This is a genomic window from Streptomyces sp. NBC_00076 (assembly GCF_045041235.1).
Lineage (GTDB): Bacteria > Actinomycetota > Actinomycetes > Streptomycetales > Streptomycetaceae > Streptomyces.
The window spans coordinates 6833784-6854169 of the sequence record NZ_CP108242.1 but is presented as its reverse complement, the minus strand read 5'-3'; the positions used below and the strand labels follow the sequence as shown (position 1 = coordinate 6854169).

At 68.3% G+C, this 20386-nt stretch carries 13 protein-coding genes; 8 read left to right on the top strand and 5 right to left on the bottom strand.

The features are described from left to right. Positions 1 to 16: 16 nt before the first annotated feature. Both OHA64_RS31325 and OHA64_RS31320 read right to left on the bottom strand, forming a co-directional pair. The gene (locus OHA64_RS31325) at positions 17 to 943 is read right to left on the bottom strand and encodes an ABC transporter permease (RefSeq protein ID WP_405618759.1); all 927 of its coding nucleotides are present in this window, start codon (positions 941 to 943) and stop codon (positions 17 to 19) included. Between the two features lie 186 nt (positions 944 to 1129). After that, positions 1130 to 2782 carry an ABC transporter substrate-binding protein gene (locus OHA64_RS31320; RefSeq protein ID WP_405618757.1) on the bottom strand — a complete coding sequence of 551 codons (1653 nt, stop codon included), beginning with the start codon at positions 2780 to 2782 and terminating at the stop codon, positions 1130 to 1132. Positions 2783 to 3759: 977 nt separating this feature from the next. On the opposite strand from OHA64_RS31320, the gene typA reads away from it, so the two are divergent. After that, positions 3760 to 5667 (top strand): translational GTPase TypA, encoded by a 1908-nt coding sequence (gene typA, locus OHA64_RS31315; protein WP_405618755.1) that lies wholly within the window; start codon positions 3760 to 3762, stop codon positions 5665 to 5667. A 201-nt stretch (positions 5668 to 5868) separates the two neighbouring features. Here the strand turns inward: typA and OHA64_RS31310 are convergent, their stop codons facing one another. Then, complete coding sequence (locus tag OHA64_RS31310; RefSeq protein ID WP_405618753.1) at positions 5869 to 8118, bottom strand: ABC transporter family substrate-binding protein; 2250 nt, start codon at positions 8116 to 8118, stop codon at positions 5869 to 5871. Between the two features lie 289 nt (positions 8119 to 8407). Between OHA64_RS31310 and OHA64_RS31305 the strand changes: the two genes are divergently transcribed. The 4 genes from OHA64_RS31305 (at position 8408) to OHA64_RS31290 (ending at position 12415) form a co-directional block, all read left to right on the top strand. Next, positions 8408 to 8698: a hypothetical protein gene (locus tag OHA64_RS31305; protein WP_389145310.1), complete on the top strand. Its 291-nt coding sequence runs from the start codon at positions 8408 to 8410 to the stop codon at positions 8696 to 8698. Positions 8699 to 8841: 143 nt separating this feature from the next. After that, positions 8842 to 9681: a hypothetical protein gene (locus tag OHA64_RS31300; RefSeq protein ID WP_405618751.1), complete on the top strand. Its 840-nt coding sequence runs from the start codon at positions 8842 to 8844 to the stop codon at positions 9679 to 9681. 17 nt (positions 9682 to 9698) lie between these two features. Further along, complete coding sequence (locus OHA64_RS31295; RefSeq protein ID WP_405618749.1) at positions 9699 to 11642, top strand: fumarate reductase/succinate dehydrogenase flavoprotein subunit; 1944 nt, start codon at positions 9699 to 9701, stop codon at positions 11640 to 11642. Further along, positions 11639 to 12415: a succinate dehydrogenase/fumarate reductase iron-sulfur subunit gene (locus tag OHA64_RS31290; protein WP_405618747.1), complete on the top strand. Its 777-nt coding sequence runs from the start codon at positions 11639 to 11641 to the stop codon at positions 12413 to 12415. The genes OHA64_RS31295 and OHA64_RS31290 overlap by 4 nt, the downstream gene beginning before the upstream one ends. On the opposite strand, the gene OHA64_RS31285 is transcribed toward OHA64_RS31290, so the two are convergent. Both OHA64_RS31285 and OHA64_RS31280 read right to left on the bottom strand, forming a co-directional pair. Next, on the bottom strand, positions 12407 to 13360 hold the full coding sequence (locus tag OHA64_RS31285; RefSeq protein WP_405618745.1) for a class I SAM-dependent methyltransferase: 954 nt from the start codon (positions 13358 to 13360) through the stop codon (positions 12407 to 12409). The two genes, OHA64_RS31290 and OHA64_RS31285, sit on opposite strands and share 9 nt — an antisense overlap. A 106-nt stretch (positions 13361 to 13466) precedes the next feature. Next, a complete protein-coding gene (locus OHA64_RS31280) occupies positions 13467 to 14687 on the bottom strand; it encodes a hypothetical protein (protein ID WP_405618743.1) in 1221 nt (406 codons plus the stop codon). Between the two features lie 154 nt (positions 14688 to 14841). Between OHA64_RS31280 and OHA64_RS31275 the strand changes: the two genes are divergently transcribed. The 3 genes from OHA64_RS31275 to OHA64_RS31265 all read left to right on the top strand — a co-directional run bounded on the left by OHA64_RS31275 (position 14842) and on the right by OHA64_RS31265 (position 20385). After that, positions 14842 to 16515: a hypothetical protein gene (locus tag OHA64_RS31275; RefSeq protein WP_405618741.1), complete on the top strand. Its 1674-nt coding sequence runs from the start codon at positions 14842 to 14844 to the stop codon at positions 16513 to 16515. 123 nt (positions 16516 to 16638) lie between these two features. Continuing rightward, positions 16639 to 19512 carry a hypothetical protein gene (locus tag OHA64_RS31270; protein WP_405624200.1) on the top strand — a complete coding sequence of 958 codons (2874 nt, stop codon included), beginning with the start codon at positions 16639 to 16641 and terminating at the stop codon, positions 19510 to 19512. A 12-nt stretch (positions 19513 to 19524) separates the two neighbouring features. After that, the gene (locus OHA64_RS31265; RefSeq protein WP_405618739.1) at positions 19525 to 20385 is read left to right on the top strand and encodes an immunity 49 family protein; all 861 of its coding nucleotides are present in this window, start codon (positions 19525 to 19527) and stop codon (positions 20383 to 20385) included. The last annotated feature ends 1 nt before the right edge of the window (position 20386 follow it).

Below are 20386 nucleotides of genomic sequence, written 5' to 3'. Positions count from 1 at the left end.
GGAACGACCCTGCGGGTCAGGCAAGTCGGATACGCGGGTCGAGGGCGGCGTACAGCAGGTCCACGACGAGGTTCAGCACGACGAAGACCGCCACACTGATCGTCACCACTCCCACGATGATGGGGTTGTTGTTCTGCTGGATCGCCTGGATCAGCGCTAGACCGATGCCGTTCCAGTTGAAGATCGTCTCCGTGATGATCGCGCCGCCGAGCAGCGTGCCGAAGGAGATACCCAGGTAGGTGACCACGGGAATGACCGAGTTGCGCAGGATGTGGCGGAAGAGAACCGTCCGGCGGGGAAGTCCCTTGGCCACCGCCGTCTTGACGTAGTCGGCGCGCAGGACTTCGAGCATGGTGCTGCGGGCGAGCTGGGCGACGAGGGCCGCGTCGATGATGGCCAGGGTCACGGCCGGCAGCACCATCGACTTGAAACTGTCGTCCGCGATCAGCGGGAACCAGTTCAGCTCCACCACGAAGAACCGCTGCAGGATCATGCCGAGCACGATCGATGGCACCCCGATGGCGAGAGTGGTGGCAAAGGTCGCCGACACGTCCCAGATCGAGTATCTACGCATCGCCGCGACCACACCGACGGAGACACCGATGATGACGTCGAGCACGATGGCGAACACCGCCAGCTTCGCCGTGTTCCCGAGCTTGGGTGCGAGGATCTCCGACACGGGCCGACTCTGGGTGTAGTCGGTGCCCAGATCCCCTGTCACGAGCTTGCCGACGTATGTGCCGTACTGCACGACCAGCGGCTTGTCGAGCCCGTACTGCTCGTGCAGCTGCTCGATCACGGCCGGATCGCGCGCCTTGTCACTGCCCGCGATCTGCCCGACCGGGTCGCCCGGGAGCACGAACAGGCAGGCGAACAGGATCAGCGTCGCGCCGAGCACGACGACGATCAACTGGCCCAGCCTGCGGACCACATACCTTCCCATGACTTGCCTCTCTGCATCGCTGCCGTTTCCTGCGCAGCTCCCTCACCCCAGGACGGGGGCTTTCGGGGTAGGGGTACGGAAGGGGTGGATCGCACCACTCCCGACGGTCGTCGAGGGCCGTGGCATCCGAGTCCAGCTCGGTCACCACGGCCCCCACTCACAGACGCCGCGATCGGCGGCGCCTGGTTACTTCAGGCTGACCTCGGCGAGGGTCGGGTCCTCGTGGAAGTCCATCTCGAGGTTGTCGTACTTCTTGGTGTTGGCGAGACGCAGCTGGGTGCGGTTCCACAGCGGGATCAGAGCCATGTCGTCCATGGCGACCTTCTCGGCCTGCTTGTAGAGCGCGTTGCGACCGGGCTGGTCCTTCGTGGCGCGGGCCTTGGCGACCAGGGCGTCGAAGGCCGGGTTGCTGTAGCGGCTGCGGTTGTCACCGGTGACCTTGCCAGAGTCGTCCTTGTTGATGGACGCGGTGTCGAGCAGCGGGAACAGGTAGTTGTCCGGCGTCGGGTAGTCCGCGCCCCAGGCGAAGCGGTACAGACCGCTCGCGCCCTGCTTCTGCTGGTCGGCGAGCAGTTCGGCGAAGGGCTTGCCCTCGGCCTTCACCTTCACACCGAGGACGTCCTCGAGCTGCTTCTGGACGGCCTGGATCCACTCCTCGTGGCCTGCGCCGGTGTTGTAGGCGAGCTGGATGGTCGTGCCCGGCTTCAGGCCGCCTTCCGCAGCGAGCTGCTTGGCCTTGGCCTTGTCCTGCTTGACACAGGAGGCGCACAGGTCCTTCGTGTAGACATCCTTGAAGACGGGCGGCAGGATCGTCGTCGACTTCGTCATCAGGCCCTGGAAGACGCCCTTGATGATGAGGTCGCGGTCGATCGCGTACGAGACCGCCTCACGCGCCTTCACGTTCTTCATCGGGCCGTTGTCCGTGATCGGCAGGAGGTAGTTCATGCCATTGGTGTCCTCCTGGATCCACTCGTCCTGCGGCTCGTACTTGGCCTTGGCCGTCGGCTGCTGCGGGGTGGGCATGCGGGCCCAGTCGTACTGGCCCGACTCGAAGCCCTGGTACTCCAGCGTCACACCGTTGTTGGAGTTGAGGATGTCGATCTGCACCTTGTCCAGGTGGGCCTTCGTCAGGCCGTAGTCGTCATTGCGGACGAGCGTGATCGACTTGTTGTGCTGCCACGAGCCCTGCATCTTGAAGGGCCCGTTGCCGATGGGCGTCGCGTTGTACGTCTTGTTCTTGCCGTCGCCCGCAACCTTGGGTACAGGACTGAAGACGGTGTGCGTGGTCTTGATGTCGAACTCGAAGTCCGGCGCGGAGAGCTTCACCTGAAGGGTGTTCTCGTCCGGGGCGCTGAGGCCGGACATGCTGTCCGACTTGCCGGCCTGGACATCGTCGAAGCCCGCGATGCCCGCCATGTGGTAGGCCACGTCGGAGGCGGCCTTCTTCTGGGCCACACGGTTCCAACCGCGAATGAACGCGGCGGCGTTCACCGGCTCGCCGTTGGTGAACTTGGTACCGGGCTTGATCTTGAAGGTCCAGGTCTTGCCGTCGGAGCTGACCGTCTTCGAGGTGGCCAGGGCCGGCACGACCTTGCCGTCGGGGGTCGGCTCGTACAGCCCGGTGAAGAGGTTGTCCGTGACCAGGATGCCCTCGGACTCCTGCGCGTTGTACGGGTCGATGGCCACCGGCTCGGTGATACCCATCCTGAAGGTGCCACCAGCCTTGGCGGAGCCCTTGCCGTCGCCACTGCCGCCGTCGTCACCGCCACCGCATGCAGTCGCGGCAAGGCCGATGACTATCGCCCCCGCGACCCACTTGGCGCTCTTGGCACCGCGCATGGGTTCCTCCTCATGAGTCCATTGGTTCACCACAAAGGGAGCACAAGACACACCACCGCCACAGCCCCGTCGCCGGTGCCGGAGATTGTCAGATGCCCCCGCGCTCGTGAGTCGGCGCAGTCTGCAGCGCGTGACCCGGATCCGAGCTCTACGCGCCTAACTATCTGCCATGCGCCATGACCGAACCACATCCCTAAGGTCTCGGTTCGATCACACCTACCGCATACTTCTTCCAAAATCCGGACAAACAGTTTGCCGAAAGATCCCTGCGAAACGGACTTGTTACACAAGTATCGGGCGCGAAGATCCGGATTCCGGACGCACGGGTGGGAAAAAACCACTTGACCTGACGGCGCGGGATCACCACTCATCCGAGTCCTGACAGGACCTCATGAAGCGCACGCAGATTCGAGCAACTTTAACGACGCGGGGTCGCGAGTTCGAGGGGCCGGAGAGCCGCCGGCGGATCGTAGGGAAAACCCTGCATCGACCGTGGCACCGCTCGGCACCTCGGCACTGCCGCTGGCACCGCCGCTGACACTTCGCCCCGACGTGACGGTCGCCTCACGCCCGAGCGCCTTGGTGATGTTGACGCTGCCGCCCGAGTAGCCCTTCTCGTAGCCCTCCACTTTGTGCGTCAGCACATGGTTCCGCTTCGTTTGACGAAGTCCGGTCAAGTTACGTCAAGTGACCACCGGTCACACAGTGACACGAGGGAAATCCGAGGCGCCCAAAACGAACAGCGCACTGGGGCAACTCACTGACCATGGAAGGAAGTTGGAGGATTTGTGTGCGATGTGCACTTTTGCGGCCGCGATCGCGTGGTGAGCGTCATGGGACAGGCACCGGCCTCGCGCGGGCGGTCCCCCCGGCAGCCCCGTACCATGGGGTGAGGCCGTGGCATGTTCAGCCCGGCAGGGCGCGCGTAACACAGATGTACGCGCAGCCGTCCTCACACTCCGGGAGTACGCCGCAATATGGCCACGCGCCACGACATCCGCAACGTCGCCATCGTCGCCCACGTCGACCACGGCAAGACGACCCTCGTCGACGCCATGCTGAAGCAGGCCGGTGCCTTCGCCGCGCACGCCGCCGAATCGCTCGACGACCGCATGATGGACTCGAACGACCTGGAGCGTGAGAAGGGCATCACGATCCTGGCCAAGAACACGGCCGTCAAGTACCACCGGAAGGATGGCGGCGACGTCATCACCATCAACATCATCGACACCCCCGGCCACGCCGACTTCGGCGGCGAGGTCGAGCGTGGTCTGTCGATGGTGGACGCGGTGGTCCTGCTCGTCGACGCGTCCGAGGGCCCGCTGCCCCAGACCCGTTTCGTGCTGCGCAAGGCGCTGCAGGCCCGTCTGCCCGTCATCCTGTGCATCAACAAGACGGACCGGCCCGACTCGCGCATCGACGAGGTCGTCAACGAGGCCTACGACCTCTTCCTCGACCTCGACGCCGACGAGGACCAGATCGAGTTCCCCATCGTCTACGCCTGCGCGCGTGACGGTGTGGCCTCGCTGACCAAGCCGGAGGACGGCACCGTCCCGGCCGACAGCGACAGCCTGGAGCCGTTCTTCTCCACGATCCTGTCGCACGTCCCGGCTCCGGAGTACGACGAGGCCGCCCCGCTCCAGGCGCACGTCACGAACCTGGACGCCGACAACTTCCTCGGCCGTATCGCGCTGCTCCGCGTCGAGCAGGGCGAGCTGCGCAAGGGCCAGACCGTCACGTGGATCAAGCGCGACGGCACGATGTCCAGCGTGCGCATCACCGAGCTGCTGATGACCGAGGCGCTCACCCGCAAGCCCGCCGAGAAGGCCGGCCCCGGTGACATCTGTGCCGTGGCCGGTATCCCGGACATCATGATCGGCGAGACCCTCGCCGACCCCGAGAACCCGATCCCGCTCCCGTTGATCACGGTCGACGAGCCCGCGATCTCGATGACCATCGGTACCAACACCTCGCCGCTGGTCGGTCGGGGCGGCACCGGCAAGGGCGCCTCCGCGAAGGCCGCGGTCAAGGACCGCAAGGTCACCGCCCGCCAGGTCAAGGACCGTCTGGACCGCGAGCTGATCGGTAACGTCTCGCTCCGGGTGCTCGACACCGAGCGGCCGGACGCGTGGGAGGTCCAGGGCCGTGGTGAGCTGGCGCTCGCCATCCTGGTCGAGCAGATGCGCCGCGAGGGCTTCGAGCTGACCATCGGCAAGCCCCAGGTGGTCACCCAGCAGGTCGACGGCAAGACGTACGAGCCGGTCGAGCGCATGACGATCGACGTGCCCGAGGAGCACATGGGCGCGGTCACGCAGCTCATGGGCGTCCGCAAGGGCCGCATGGACAACATGTCGAACCACGGCTCGGGCTGGGTCCGCCTGGAGTTCGTCGTCCCCTCCCGCGGTCTCATCGGCTTCCGGACCGAGTTCCTGACCGGCACGCGCGGCACGGGCATCGCCCACTCCATCCACGAGGGCCACGAGCCGTGGTTCGGCACTCTGACGACCCGTAACAACGGTTCGCTGGTCGCCGACCGCGCGGGCGCCGTCACCGCCTTCGCGATGACGAACCTCCAGGAGCGCGGCGTGCTGTTCACCGACCCCGGCACCGAGGTGTACGAGGGCATGATCGTCGGCGAGAACTCGCGCGCCGACGACATGGACGTGAACATCACCAAGGAGAAGAAGCTCACCAACATGCGCTCGGCCGCCGCCGACTCGTTCGAGGCGATCGTCCCGCCGCGCAAGCTGTCGCTGGAGCAGTCCCTGGAGTTCTGCCGCGACGACGAGTGCGTCGAGGTGACCCCGGAGGCGGTCCGTATCCGCAAGGTCGTCCTCGACCAGAAGGAGCGCGGTCGCACCGCGAGCCGCGCCAAGCACGGCTGACACCTGCGGCGTTGACGGAGACGTGTGGCCCGGAGAAGGACATGTCCTTCTCCGGGCCACACGTCTCCCAGCTGCAAGAATCAAGCACTCTTTGCCTGAGGGCCAGCTCCACTTTCAGTTCAAGTCCGAGGGCGCTGGCGTTCGAGGAGAGGGATCGTCGGTACGGTGCCGCCGCCCTCGAGTTGTGCCCTGCCAGAAGCGTCAGCCGCCGGACGACGGACTCGCCGACGCCTTCGCCCCCTTCTCCAGGAACCCCATGTCCTCGTAGACCGGCGTCTGGAAGCCGAAGGCGCCGGCGTTGACGACGGTCTTGCGTGCGGCCGTCAGCTGGGGGCGCTGGTAGAGGGGGATGGAACCGGCGGCCGCCCAGATGCGGGAGTCCGCCTTGCGGATCAGGCTCCGGCTCTCGTCCTGGTCCAGCGTGCCGGCGGCCTGGTCGAAGAGCTGGTCGACCTGGTCGGTTCCGACGCGGGTGTAGTTCTGCTCGACGTTCAGGGAGCCGTCGGCGGCCGGGACCGGCTTGGCGAAGATGGGGCGCGCGTCGGTGGCGGGGAAGGCGGAGGCGGGCCAGGAGTAAAGGGCGAGGTCGTACTGGCCGGACGCGATGTGGTCCTTGAAGTAGCTCTCGTCCGCGACCTTGGAGATCTCGGTGCGGATGCCGACCTCCTCCAGCATGCCGGTGATGCGGTCGGCGACGGTGCGCAGGGGCTCCGAGCCCGGCCCCGTGGGCAGGACGAAGCGGAGGGTGAGCGGCTTGCCGTCCTTGGCGAGCGGCTTGCCCGCGGCGCCCGCGGGGGCGGCGGTGCCCTTGGGGGCGTAGGCGCCGGGCGCGCCGCCCTGCTCCGGCTTGTCGGCGTACTGCTTGCCGTCCTTGGCGAGGTGCGTCGAGCTTCCCTCGCTCCGGTCGTGCCGCTGGTGATTCTTCTCGGCCTGGGTCTTGTTGTCCGCGCCCTTGTCGGCGTTGGTTTCGTTGCGCTCATTGCTGTCGTTGCTGTCGTTGCCCTCGTCGGCGCCGCGCGTGCCGCCGCCCGTGCCCTCCGGCCCCTGCTTCGTCTTCTCTGTCTTCTCTGACTTCTCCGTCTGCTCGGACGTGTCGGCGTTGTCGGCCTTCTTCTCCGCCTTCTCCGCCTTCTCCCCCTCCGCCCCAGCCGCCTTCTCGCCCTTCTTCTTCTCCTCGACCGGCCCGCCTGGCACCCATCCGGCGTCCGCGAGCAGCGCCTGCGCCTCCGCCCTGTCCTGGCCGCCGAGCGCGCCACTGCTGTCGGCGTACGCGGCCTGCCCGGCGAGCGCGAGGTGGCTGCCGACGGGCACCGCGGGCAGACCCAGCGGCTTGAGGACGGCCTTCGCCAGTTCCTCCCGGTCGAGGGCGCGGGCCACGGCCCGGCGGACCCGCTCGTCGGCGAGCGGACCGCCGGCACCGTTGAGGGCGAGCTGGGTGTAGGCGGGCTCCAGGGACTTGCGGACCTCGTAGCCGCGCAGTGCCTCCTGCTGCCGCTTGTACTTCGCCCTCACCTCGCGCTGCGCGCTGCCGCCCGGGCCCTGGAGCGGAGTGGTCGCGCCCTTGCCCTGGGCGCCGGCGGCGAGGGTGATGCGCCCGGCCGCGGCGGGGTCGACATCGGCCAGGTCGAGCCGCCCGTCGGCCAGCGCGGCGGCCCGCTCGGCGCGCGGTACGGCCGACAGCACGATCTCGGACAGCTTGGCGCGGCTCCCCCACCACCGTGCGTTACGGGTGAGGGTGACCGCGCCCTTCTTGCGGTCCACGTTCTTCAGGTCGAACGGACCGGCGGTGACCTTCAGCTTCCGCCGGGCCCCGTCGTTGAAGGCGTCCGGGGTGCCCATGACCTCCTTCGGGTACAGCGGCGAGAACAGCGACTGCCAGTCGGCGTACGTCCGCGCGAAGGTGACCTTGACCTCCAGGTCGTTCGCCCCGCGCTCGATCTTCTCGATGCGGTCGTAGCCCGCGTTGCGGGCGGTCCAGTACGCGGAGTCCTTGCCGGACAGGGCACGCCACTGGGCGGCGAAGTCGGCGGCGCCGATCTCCCGGCCGTCGCTCCAGACGGCCTGCTGGTTCAGCTTGTACAGCACGACCTGCTTCGGCTCGGTGTCGACGACCTTCGCGGACTCCAGGTAGTCGGAGTCCCGCTGCGGCCGGCCGTTCACGTCCATCCGGTACATCGACGGCAGCACGGCCTGCGCGATCCGGGTGGTGGCCGCGTCCGCGTCCGTCTGGTACGTGTTCAGCGTCTGCGGTACGGCGTCCACGGCCCAGCGGAGGGTGCCGCCCTCGGCGACCTGGGCACGGGCGGCCGGCGCGATGTCCTGGCCGACGAGGGGTCTGCCCGCCGGATCCTCGGAGCTGCAGCCGGTGAGCACGGAGACCGCGAGCGCGCCCGCGGTGAGGAAGGCGGCCGAGCGCGTCACCGCTCGCAGACCGACGCCGTCGTGGGACATCTCTGTGTACCTCCGGAAGCCGCGGGCGTTATGATCACTTTTAGCGGTATATATGGAGCTGATCACATGTATGCGGCCACTGAAGAGGAAAGGGTTCAGCAACGGAGAGCGACACGTCGACGACCACCGGGAAACCCACCCGGGCGGCGCAGCGCACCACGGGATGCACCAATACGCCTCGGCCAATCGGTGCACGTCCCTTCCCACCGACCGGTGTGACGCGCAACACTCGCAGGCGCATGAACGTTGCCGCTCAGGGCACAACCGCCCACGGAAGTGAGGTCACGTCATGTCCGTGAACGACGAACTGACGTCAGTCCAGCGCAGCCTCGACGAGCTGTCCCGGTCCGTGAAACGCCTGGAACAGCAGCTCGGCAGCGGCGGCCTGGAGATGCGCCGCGTCCGGGCCGACGCGGACCGCCTGCGCGAGAGTGTCGCGCTGCTGCGGGACGCCTCCCCCGGGCCGGCCAAAACCCGGCGCCCCGAACTCGTCCCGATGTCCGACGCCCCCTACGACAACAGCCTGTGGACGGACTCGGACGACGAGGGACTCGGCGCCCGGGACCGCCGCGCTCCCTGAGACCTGTCCACCCGCCTTGCCCTGTCCTGTCCCGGTCCTGCCCGCCCACGCACGCCGGACGGGACAGGAAGAGACAGAGACAGGAAGGGACAGGAAACGACAGATCCTGACCGTCCGACTCCCGACCCGACCGGAGTCATGAATTGGCCACTGGCACGGAACCCCCGGTAACCGAAGACCCCCATCACCCACGCGGCGGCGTACGCACCGGTACGCGCGCCGCGATCGACGCCCCGCACCTGCGCACCGACCGCTGGTGGCTGGCCCCGGCCGCCACGGCCGCCGGTCTGCTCGCGTTCATCGTGTACTCGACCTGGCGGGCGTTCGCGAACGCCGACTACTACGCGGCGCCGTACGTCTCGCCCTTCTACTCCCCCTGCCTGGCGGAGAACTGCGAGCCGATGCGGCACGGCCCCAACACCGACCTCTTCGGCGGCTGGTGGGGCATCTCCCCCGCGATCATCATCCTGATCTTCCCGCTCGGCTTCCGCCTGACCTGCTACTACTACCGCAAGGCCTACTACCGAGGCTTTTGGGCTTCCCCGCCGGCCTGCGCGGTGGCCGAGCCGCACAAGACGTACACGGGCGAGACCCGCTTCCCGCTGGTGCTGCAGAACATCCACCGGTACTTCTTCTACGCCGCGATCGCCGTCGCCGGGATCCTGACCTACGACACCGTGCTCTCGTTCCGCGACGAGCACTACGCGTGGGGTCACATGGGCCTCGGCACCCTGGTCTTCCTGGCCAACATCGCGCTGATCTGGGCGTACACCCTCTCCTGCCACTCCTGCCGGCACATCGTCGGCGGCAAGCTCAAGCACTTCTCCAAACATCCCGTGCGCTACAAGGCGTGGCAGGTCGTGGGGAAGCTGAACGCCCGGCACATGCAACTGGCCTGGGCGTCGTTGGTGAGCGTGGCACTCGCCGACTTCTACGTGTACCTGGTCGCGTCCGGCGTCTTCGACGATCCGCGCTTCTTCTAGATGGGTGAGGACTTCTGATGTCCGTGGTCGACCGACAGGAGTGGGATGTCGTCGTGGTCGGCGCCGGCGGCGCGGGACTGCGCGCCGCCATCGAGGCGCGCGAGCGGGGTGCCCGTACCGCCGTGATCTGCAAGTCGCTGTTCGGCAAGGCGCACACGGTGATGGCCGAGGGCGGGATCGCGGCGGCGATGGGCAACGTCAACTCCGGTGACAACTGGCAGGTCCACTTCCGCGACACGATGCGCGGCGGCAAGTTCCTCAACCAGTGGCGAATGGCCGAGCTGCACGCGCAGGAGGCGCCGCAGCGGGTGTGGGAGCTGGAGACCTGGGGCGCGCTCTTCGACCGTACGAAGGACGGGCGGATCTCGCAGCGCAACTTCGGCGGCCACGAGTACCCACGCCTCGCACATGTCGGCGACCGCACGGGCCTGGAGCTGATCCGCACGCTCCAGCAGAAGATCGTCGCGCTCCAGCAGGAGGATTTCCGGGAGACCGGGGACTACGAGTCCCGGCTGAAGGTGTTCCAGGAGTGCACGGTCACCCGGGTCCTCAAAGAGGGCTCACACGTGAGCGGTGTCTTCGGCTACGAGCGCGAGTCAGGCCGCTTCTTCGTCCTCGAAGCACCGGCCGTGGTGATCGCGACCGGCGGTATCGGCAAGTCCTTCAAGGTGACGTCGAACTCGTGGGAGTACACCGGAGACGGCCATGCGCTGGCGCTGCTCGCGGGCGCGCCCCTGCTGAACATGGAGTTCGTGCAGTTCCACCCGACGGGCATGGTCTGGCCGCCGTCGGTGAAGGGCATCCTCGTCACCGAGTCGGTGCGCGGCGACGGCGGGGTGCTGCGGAACTCCGAGGGCAAGCGGTTCATGTTCGACTACATCCCCGACGTCTTCAAGGAGAAGTACGCCCAGTCCGAGGAGGAGGGCGACCGCTGGTACGAGGACCCGGACCACAACCGGCGTCCGCCGGAGCTGCTCCCCCGCGACGAGGTGGCCCGCGCGATCAACTCCGAGGTGAAGGCGGGCCGCGGCTCCCCGCACGGCGGTGTGTTCCTGGACGTGTCGACGCGGATGCCCGCCGAGGTGATCCGGCGCCGGCTGCCATCGATGTACCACCAGTTCAAGGAGCTGGCGGACGTCGACATCACGGCGGAGGCGATGGAGGTCGGGCCCACCTGTCACTACGTGATGGGCGGCATCGCGGTCGAGTCCGAGACGGCCGCCGCCCGCGGGGTGCCGGGGCTGTTCGCGGCCGGTGAAGTGGCCGGCGGTATGCACGGCTCCAACCGGCTCGGCGGCAACTCGCTCTCCGACCTGCTGGTGTTCGGGCGGCGGGCGGGTCTGCACGCGGCCGAGTACGCGGCCGGCCGGGGCCCGGACCGGCCACCCGTCGACGAGACCCAGATCGACACGGCCGCGGCGGAGGCCCTGCGCCCCTTCTCCGCCGAGGGTCCCGCGCCGGGCGAGGAGGCCGGACGGCCACCGGAGAACCCGTACACCCTCCACCAGGAACTCCAGCAGACCATGAACGACCTGGTGGGCATCATCCGCCGCGAGGCGGAGATGGAGCAGGCCCTGGAGAAGCTGGCGGAGCTGCGGGTACGGGCGCGGCGGGCCGGCGTCGAGGGCCACCGGCAGTTCAACCCCGGCTGGCATCTCGCCCTGGACCTGCGCAACATGCTGCTGGTCAGCGAGTGCGTGGCCCGGGCCGCACTGGAGCGCACGGAGTCACGCGGCGGCCACACACGCGAGGACCACCCGACGATGGACCGCGCATGGCGCCCGGTCAACCTGCTGTGCCGGCTCACGGATCCGACCGGCGGGCTCGCGGCCACCGACCCGGTGCACGGCCAGATCGACCTCACCCGCGAGACCACCGAACCCGTCCGCGCCGACCTGCTCGCCCTCTTCGACAAGGAGGAGCTGGTCAAGTACCTCGCCGAAGAGGAGCTGTACGAATGAGCGGCTACGACGCCCACTTCAAGGTGTGGCGGGGGGACATCGAGGGCGGCGGCCTGGAGGACTTCGAGGTCGCGGTGAACGAGGGCGAGGTCGTCCTCGACATCATCCACCGCCTCCAGGCGACCCAGGCCCCCGATCTCGCCGTCCGCTGGAACTGCAAGGCGGGCAAGTGCGGTTCGTGCTCCGCCGAGATCAACGGGCGCCCCCGCCTGCTGTGCATGACCCGGATGTCGGTGTTCACCCCGGAGGAGACGATCACCGTCACTCCGCTGCGCGCCTTTCCGGTCGTACGGGATCTCGTCACGGACGTCGGCTTCAACTACACGAAGGCACGCGAGGTCCCGGCCTTCGCGCCGCCGGCCGAACTCGCCCCCGGCGAGTACCGGATGATGCAGGAGGACGTGGACCGCTCCCAGGAATTCCGCAAGTGCATCGAGTGCTTCCTGTGCCAGGACACCTGCCATGTGGTCCGCGACCACGAGGAGAACAAGACGGCGTTCGCCGGTCCCCGCTTCCTGATGCGGGTCGCGGAACTGGACATGCATCCCCTGGACGCGGCCGCCGAGTCCGGCCTGGACCGCAAACGCACCGCCCAGGACGAGCACGGTCTCGGCTACTGCAACATCACCAAGTGCTGCACGGAGGTCTGCCCCGAGGGCATCAAGATCACGGACAACGCGCTGATCCCGCTGAAGGAACGGGCCGTCGACCGCAAGTACGACCCGCTCGTGTGGCTCGGGAACAAGATCCTCCGTCGGCCCTCGTCAGGCTGAGGCCCGCAGATACCCCGAGTGCGCCACCTGGCCGAGGAAGGTGAACCGGGTGTCGGTGGCCATGTGCTTCTCGAACGCCTCCTTGATACCCGGCCACTTGGGGTGTCCGAAGTCGTCCAGGACGACGATGCCGCCGGGGGCGACGATCTGCTCGGCCCACTCCAGGTCCGCCGCGACCCCGGCGGCGGAGTGGTCGCCGTCCACGATGATCACGCCGTAGGTGCGGTCGGAGACCAGGACGCGCACCTCCGGGTCCTCGGAGAAGCCCTGCTGGATCCGGGTCGCGGCGCCGGCGGCGCCCGCCAGGGCCAGGTTGACGCGCACCGCGGCTCCGTTGACCGGGGTGCCGGACGCGTCGTCGCCCATGCTGGCGCCGGGCTGCAACTGCGTTCCGGCGAGCGGGTCGACGATCGTCAGCCTCGGTTCACGCCCGGCCCGCTCCATCATCCGGATCAGGGACGCGCCGAACATCCCGTACAGGGTGCCGATCTCCAGCATCTCGTCGTTCGGCGGGGCGAGCAGCGGTACGGCGGACAGTTTGCCGACGATGTTCATGGTGCCGCCGGCGATCCGGCCGACCCCGAGCGCCTCCATCGCGATGAGCAGCCGGAACGCCTGGGCGACATTGCGCTCGGCGCCGTCCTTGTCCCCGGTGACCTGCGCCAGCTCGGCGATCGTGCGGTCGAGATGGGGTGCGGACGGCAGCCGCGACGCACCGCGCCCGGTGCCGTCGAAGAACAGCTCCAGGGGGCGCTGCCGGTTGCGCAGCTTCTTGAGCTCCTCCCGCAGCGCGGCATCCGGTGGACTGCCGGCGGCCGCGGTGCTCCCGGCCGCCGGGACGTTCCCGACGGCACGGCGGACATGGCGCTCGATGCGCTGATCGATGAGGTCGGCTACCGGACGCAGAGCACGACGGGCGGCCTTGCTGGTGAGAAACGCTCGCATCCGTGGACGGTAGGGCGACCACAGCCCGCTCACAACTAACAGAAGGATCCACGCGGGCGAAGCCCACATGACGTCTGGGCCACGGGAGGTTTACGCCGCCCGCACGCTACGGCAGCACCCAGCCGTCCCGGTACGCCGACCAGTCCTTCTCCTCCGCCGCGAAGTCCACGTACAGCGCGAGCCCGAAGTTGGCGCGGTCCGCGTCCGTGCGGGACAGGCCGAGGCGGGCGCCGCGGACCGCGGCCGGGACGGTCTCCGCGTGATTCCAGTGGCCGAACCGGTTCTCGTGGTAGAAGGGCAGGCCCATGAGCAGGTCGGTGGACTTGGGGGTGACCTCCAGGGCCAGCGAGGTCTGCTGGGCGACGTAGCCGCCGTACGTGCTCTGCAGCGGCTGCATGGTGTCGTACGACATCACGGCGATCTGGTCGACCCGGCGTGCGACCTGTCCGAAGAACTTCTGCGACCACCACTTGGGGTGTCCGGCGACCGTGCCCCAGAAGGAGTGGAAGCCGGGGACCGGGTCGATCTGGTGGGCGGCGACGGACAGCTGCGCGTCCTGGGCGCGGGTGACGCGGCGCAGCGAGTCGAGGAGGGTGAGGTAGTCGCCGTCGTCCGAGTGCAGCGGCTCCAGATCGAAGTGGACGCCGTCGAAACCGGCGGCCAGGATCTGGCGGGTGGAGGCGACGACGGCCGCCCGGGTCGCCAGGCGCTCCAGCCGCATGCCGTCCGGGCTCTCGGTGGCGAGGACGTCACCGAGCCAGGCCTGGACGCGGATGCCCGGGGCCGCGCTGTGCATGGCGTCGATGAACCACCGTGCCTTGGGGTACACCGACTCCGGCAGCGTGCCGTCGTGCTCCAGGGGGCCCGAGTGGACGTACAGGTCCCGGATGCCGGTGCTCTCCAGGCTGCGGGCCAGCGCGGTGACGTCGGCGTCCTTCTTCCGACCGTCGACCCAGGCGTGACCGAGCCAGATCGCGTCCTTGTTCCTGGTGTACGTCCCGTCGGCCAGGTCGCCGGTGTAGTTCACGCGAAGGGCGATCTCGGCGCCGAGTAACGGCACGAGGACGATCAGCACCAGCGCGAGGGCGGTACGGCGGAGCCGGCGGAACCAGGGGCGGCGGCGGGTCCCGGGCTTCGGATCCGGCGCGCTTGTGGCTTCTGGCTCCGGCTCCGGCTCCGGCTCCGTCTCCGGCTTCGTCTCCGGCTTCGGCTCTGGCTTCGGCTCTGGCTCCGTCTCTGGCTTCGGCTCTGATGTGCGCTGAGCGCCATCGGCGACCGCGGGTATCTCTGCCTTGCCCTCGTCAGTGTCCTGCTTTGCCTCGTCCATCCCCGTCCCCCTCCCCATCCCCATCCCCGTCCCCATCCCCGTCCCCATCCCCGTCTCCCCAGAACGTTCCGTCACGGCGTCCCCTCCCCCTCGGCGTACCCCGCCCACCCCGCCCCGGTCGCGCCGGCGCATTCCTGCTCATACGCTCCGAAACGTGACGTCATCGTTGATCCGGGGCCGGCCGCGAAGCGCCCGCTCGCACATATCCGTGCGGGTGGCGCATGCCGTCCTGGGCGGTGTGGCGGGGGTGGCGTGGCTGGTGTTGCCAGGGACGACGATCAACACAGACGTTCCGGTTGCGATCAGCTCCCATGCCCCGGGGGTCGGCACGACCGCCGCCGCGCCGAAGGACGAGGACACCTCGGCCGTGGACCTGATCGTGCCGTTGGTGGCGGCGGGCGCGGTGGGAGCCCTGGCCGGGTACGGGTACGTACGACGGACCCGACGAGCCCGCACCCGTACGACCCCCGGCACCAGCGGTGACCGCGGCGGCTCTCACCGCGCACCCCCCGACCCGCCGCTCAACGACCTGGACCAGCAGTCCCGGGCCCTGCTCGCCGAGGCCGACGACTGGGTCCGCACCAGCCGCGAGGAACTCGGCTTCGCCGAAGCCCGGTTCGGGTCCGAGGCCGTCGCCCCCTTCGCGCGGGCCCTGCGAGACGCGGAGACCGAACTGTCCGCCGCCTTCCGGATTCGGCGGCGGTACGACGACGGCCTCGGGGCGGACGAGGCCTCACGGCGGCATGTGCTCGCGGGGATCGTGGGCCGCTGCCAGGAGGCCGGACGGCGGCTGGACGCGGAGGCGGCCGGGTTCGACCGACTCCGCGCGCTGGAAGGGGAGTTCAAAGAGGCCCTGGCGGTCGCGGAGACCCGGTTCCGGCAGCTCGTGTCGCGCACCGGGACCACCGAGGCCACCCTCAGGGACCTGGCCGAGCGGTACCCGCCCTCCGCGGCCACCCCGGTCACGGGGTACGTCGAACAGGCCAAAGACCGACTGGTGTTCGCCACCACCCGCCTCAACCAGGCCCGCCAGGCGGACGACTGGGCCGATCCCGGGCGTGCGGTCCACCATCTGCGTGCCGCCGAGGGCGCCGTGGCCCAGGCCGCCGTCCTCGTCGCCGCCGTCGACCGGCTCGCCGACGAGCTGAGTACGGCCGAGGCCCTGGTGCCGGCCGCGCTGACCGGTGCGGAGGCCGCGCTCGCGGAGGCGCGCAGGCGGCCGACGGCAGGTGCGGACACGCCCATTGCCGGACGGGCCCCGAACCTGCCCCCGGGCGAGTCGCACGCCCGTGTCCGGCATGCCGACGCCGTCCTGGCCGCCGTTCGGGAGGGCGTGACCGGCGGGCCGTACGACCCGCTCGATGCCCTGCGACGGATCGTGGCGGCGACCGAACCGCTCGGGCCGGGGCGGCCCGGGGTGTTGTCGGCGGCCGGGCTGCTGGCCGCCCGCAGTACGGTCGCCCTGGCGGACGGCTTCGTCGAGACGCACCGGGGTGCCGTCGGCAGTACGGCCCGGCTTCTGCTGGCGGAGGCCCGGCGGACGCTCGCCACCGAGCCCGCTGAGCCCACCTCGCCCACCGCGCCCTCCAGGCCCGCCGAACCCCCGGATCACCTCGAAGCCGACGGCCTGGCCCGTCAGGCCCGTGAGCTCGCCGAGCAGGACGTGCGGACGCACGGCAACCCGGTCGCCGGCGCGGCCGGGCACGCGAGCGGGGTCGCCGGTGCCGTCCTCGGCGGGATCCTCCTGGGCGGGGCGCCCGACGGCGGCCCACCCCCGAGCTTCGGCGGCCCACGGACCCGAGCACGCCGCGCCTTCCCTTCGCGATAGCCACTTCCTCGACCGCAAGGAACCCGCCAACCGCTACGAGCCCCCGCACACCCATTTGTATGATGATGCGATCTTGGGTTCGATGGCCTGCTTGGGAACGCGAACGAGCGGGGGCAGTTGAGCGTGATTCAGCCGGATCAGATTCCTCAGTTCACGGGCAACTTGCCGCAGTTGGAGACGGATTACGCGGACCTGAAGAAGGACGCGACTCACGTCCGGAGTACGGGTGCTGACGTCCACTCGCAGTTCCAGGGGTTGTCGGCGTACTACACCGCTCCGGAGGCGGAGCAGCTGTTCGCGACGACGAAGCCGGTCAAGGAGCGGGCGGATGATTTCGCCACGGATCTGGAGACGGTGTCGGGCGCGTTGTCGTCGTATGCCACCGAGATCCAGCCTCTTGTCACGAAGTTGAAGGAGCTGAAGGCCAAGGCCACGACGTTCGTCTCGTCGGTCAAGGACGATGACGAGTGGGAGTACGACGAGGACAAGGTCGACGAGCACAACCAGATCCGGAATGACATCACGGCGACGGTGGCGGCGTTCTGGGCGGCGGAGCGGACCTGCCACAACACGATCACTGCCCTGTGGGGCGGCACGCAGATGGTCGCGGGGGACGGCTCGGACCGTAAGGACCAGTACGGGTTCGCGGCGGATGATCTGAAGAACGCGAAGCTTCCCTGGGGTGACCCGGTGGAGGAGAAGCACAAGTGGTACGAGGTCGGCCACTGGGTGAAGTCGTTCGTGTGGGACGGCCTGATCGTGGACGGTGTCTGGGGGACGATCAAGGGTCTGGGCACGCTGGTCGGGTTCGGCGGCTGGGACGCGATGGGGCAGGCGTGGAAGGGCCTGGCGCAGTTGGCGACCGGTCTGGCGCTGTCCTCCGTTCCTGGTCTGGGGGCGATGTTCTGGACGTTGCCGGACGACAAGCTCCCGTCGTGGATCCGTGATTCGCGTACCGCGATGAAGGAGACGGGCAAGGCGCTGGTCGCCTGGGACGAGTGGGGCAAGAACCCTGGTCGTGCGGCCGGTGCGGTCACCTTCAACGTCCTGACGACGGTGTTCACGGGTGGTGCGGGCGGTGCGGCGGCGGGTGCCGGCAAGGCCGGTGCGGTGGCCAAGGTGCTGTCGGTGGCCGGCAAGGCGGGTCGCGTGATCGACCCGATGACCTACATCGCCAAGGGCGCGGGCGCGGGCCTGTCGAAGATCGGCGACATCGCAAAGGGGCTGAAGGGCGTCGGGGCGATCGACATCCCGACCCTGCCGGAGGGCGCGTTCACGTTGCCCGAGGGGGCTTTGAAGCTCCCGGACGGCACGGTGCGGTTGCCCGAGGGCGCCGCGATCCCGGAGGGCGCGACGCGACTGCCCGACGGCAACATCCAGCTCCCGCACGACACCCCGGCCCTGCCGGCGGGCACCACGAAACTGCCGAGCGTCGAGGGGTCTCCGGCCCAGTACATGGACCCGGACGGCAACCTCCTCGACCACCAGGGCAACGTCATCGACACCGCCGACAACGCACCCACGGACGTGGTGGACGGGCCGACATCGGGCAGCCCAGCGTCGGGCGCGGACGTGCCGCGGGTGGACTCGCCAGTGCAGGAACCGGCTTTGGTCGGCGCGGGAGCCCACACCGCCGACCAGGCCGCCCAACCCGTCCATCTCGGCAGCAGCCTGGGCGACGTCGGCCGTGTCGGCGACGACGTGCCAACCACCCCCTCCGTCCACGCCGACGCCGGAACACCCGCCGCCCATGCCGGGGGCGGCCTACCCGGCGGCAACGCGGCCGACAACCTCCCCACCAACAGCATCGACCCGCGTGCTCCCGACGGAACTCCGCACAACCCTGTACCTGACCCCGGAGCCGGTGACCACCCGGGCGGCGGCCACACCGATCGCCTCGGCACCGGCGATGTCAGTGGTACCGGTTCTGGTGGTCACGATTTGCCCGGCGGCGGCGCCACCAACGGATTGCCCGGTCATGGCTTCGAAGCACCCCCTGGAGGCAGCAACCTGGACGACCTTGGGGGCGATGCGCTCGGCGATGCAGACAGACACGGCGACGACACACCGTCACCCGGTCATCCGTCGAGCCCTGAACGACCCGCCTTCATGCGGGATGGTGACTACCCGTACGGCCCGAAGGATTCCCTCACTTCAGAGCAGATCAAGGAAATTCAGGTCTACCGAGCGAATCACGAGCCGGGATACTTCAAGGACCACTATTACGCCGACGGTCGTCGACTCGACACAAAGCTTCCTGACGAAAGCGGCCTCGTACCGGTCCAGCTGGACGTGCACCCTGTCACGGGAGTAAAAACCGCGGCGTCCGATGCGTTGCCCCCCATCCCCGCAAGGTACGTTGACGGCGCCGACATCAGTCGAGGGCGCCACGAAGTACTAGGCCCAGACGCCCTTGCAAAGTTGGACGAGGCGGCAGCCCGCCGGAGGAGCTCGATCGACTACTCCATGAGTGCCGACCGACACAGAGGAAACCTCGAATTGGGCGACGCACATTCGGCACTGCACGATGCCGGCAACGAGTACAAGGCCGCTATGAATGAGCGCACGAAGGCGGCCGAGTCATACGGTGAGGCGATCGCGGAGCATCAGTTCATTCCCGAGAATTACCCAAACTCGACCAAGGAGACGCTGTACGGCCCCGCCAACGGAAACGACCAGTTCGATCAGGTGTGGCGCCGCGAAGACGGTGGGTTCGTCGTTGTCGAGGCCAAGTCCAACGTCGGCACCAAGATGGGCAAGCGAGACATTCCCTATCTCGACGGCAAGAGAAGCGCCATGCAAGGCTCGAGGGAGTACTTCATGGACATCATTAAGCGAATGGAAAACCGAGGGCGCCAGCACCCAAGCGAGGTCTTGCTGGCTACCGAACTGAAACTTGCCCTCGCCGAAGGAAAATTGGACTACGTCCTCATAAAGGGGAAGGCCGACGCAGGTCTGTACGCTGGCTACGAGAAGCATCAGTTCAAGATTGGGTGACGGGAGAAGACTGTGACGGTGAGGGTGGCACGGCATGGCAGCCCCGGACCTGACGACGACGCATACGCGCAGGCCCTGGGCGAAGGGCTCACGCGAACGATTGCCGTCCTGGAACGTTCGCCACGCATGTTCGACGGGGCGATGGGGGGAGCAGACACCTATCTTCACGCCTGCCTGGCAGTCAATCCCGACGCCTCTCGCCTCCGCACCTGGGAGGCCACGGTGACAGCGATGCAGGTCAGTTCTGCGGCATTCACTGCGGCCCTCCGGACAGAGGGGAACATTGAGTTCCGCATCGCGGACCAGCTGCTGACCATCCCTAGGACCGGACCGCAGCACTACACCAATGCGGGAAACTGGCTTAAGGCGTTCTGGCTGTCGGTCGTGTGCCGCGAACAGGACCGAATGACTCAGCTGTGCGAAATCCCACTCGACTTTCTGCGCTCTTCAGGGGTGGAGTATGACGAATACGTCTACCACTGGATCGATGCCCTACAGACGTACTGGCTGGAGCGCCCGGAGCTAGGCGAAAAACTCGTCGATGCGATCCAGATGTCTTCTCCGGAAGTCGCGCAGATCGCCGATCGAGAAGCCCTGGACAAGATTCTCTATCAACCGATCAACCTCTTCCAATACTTCCTCCGCAAGGACCGCGAGGGGTTCCATCAGGCTCTCGTCGAAGCTCTGGAACTCCACAAATCATTTTGGACGGAATCAGAGGCCCGCGAAGAGTCCGTCGAGGGTTACCTCGCGCTCGGCCCTCTCGCCATTGCCTGCCTCGCTCATGACGCCGGCATTCCGATTGATGTCGAATCCGACTACATCCCCAGCCAGTTGCTGAACCGCGCCTGGCTCGGCGAGTTCCCCACCTGAG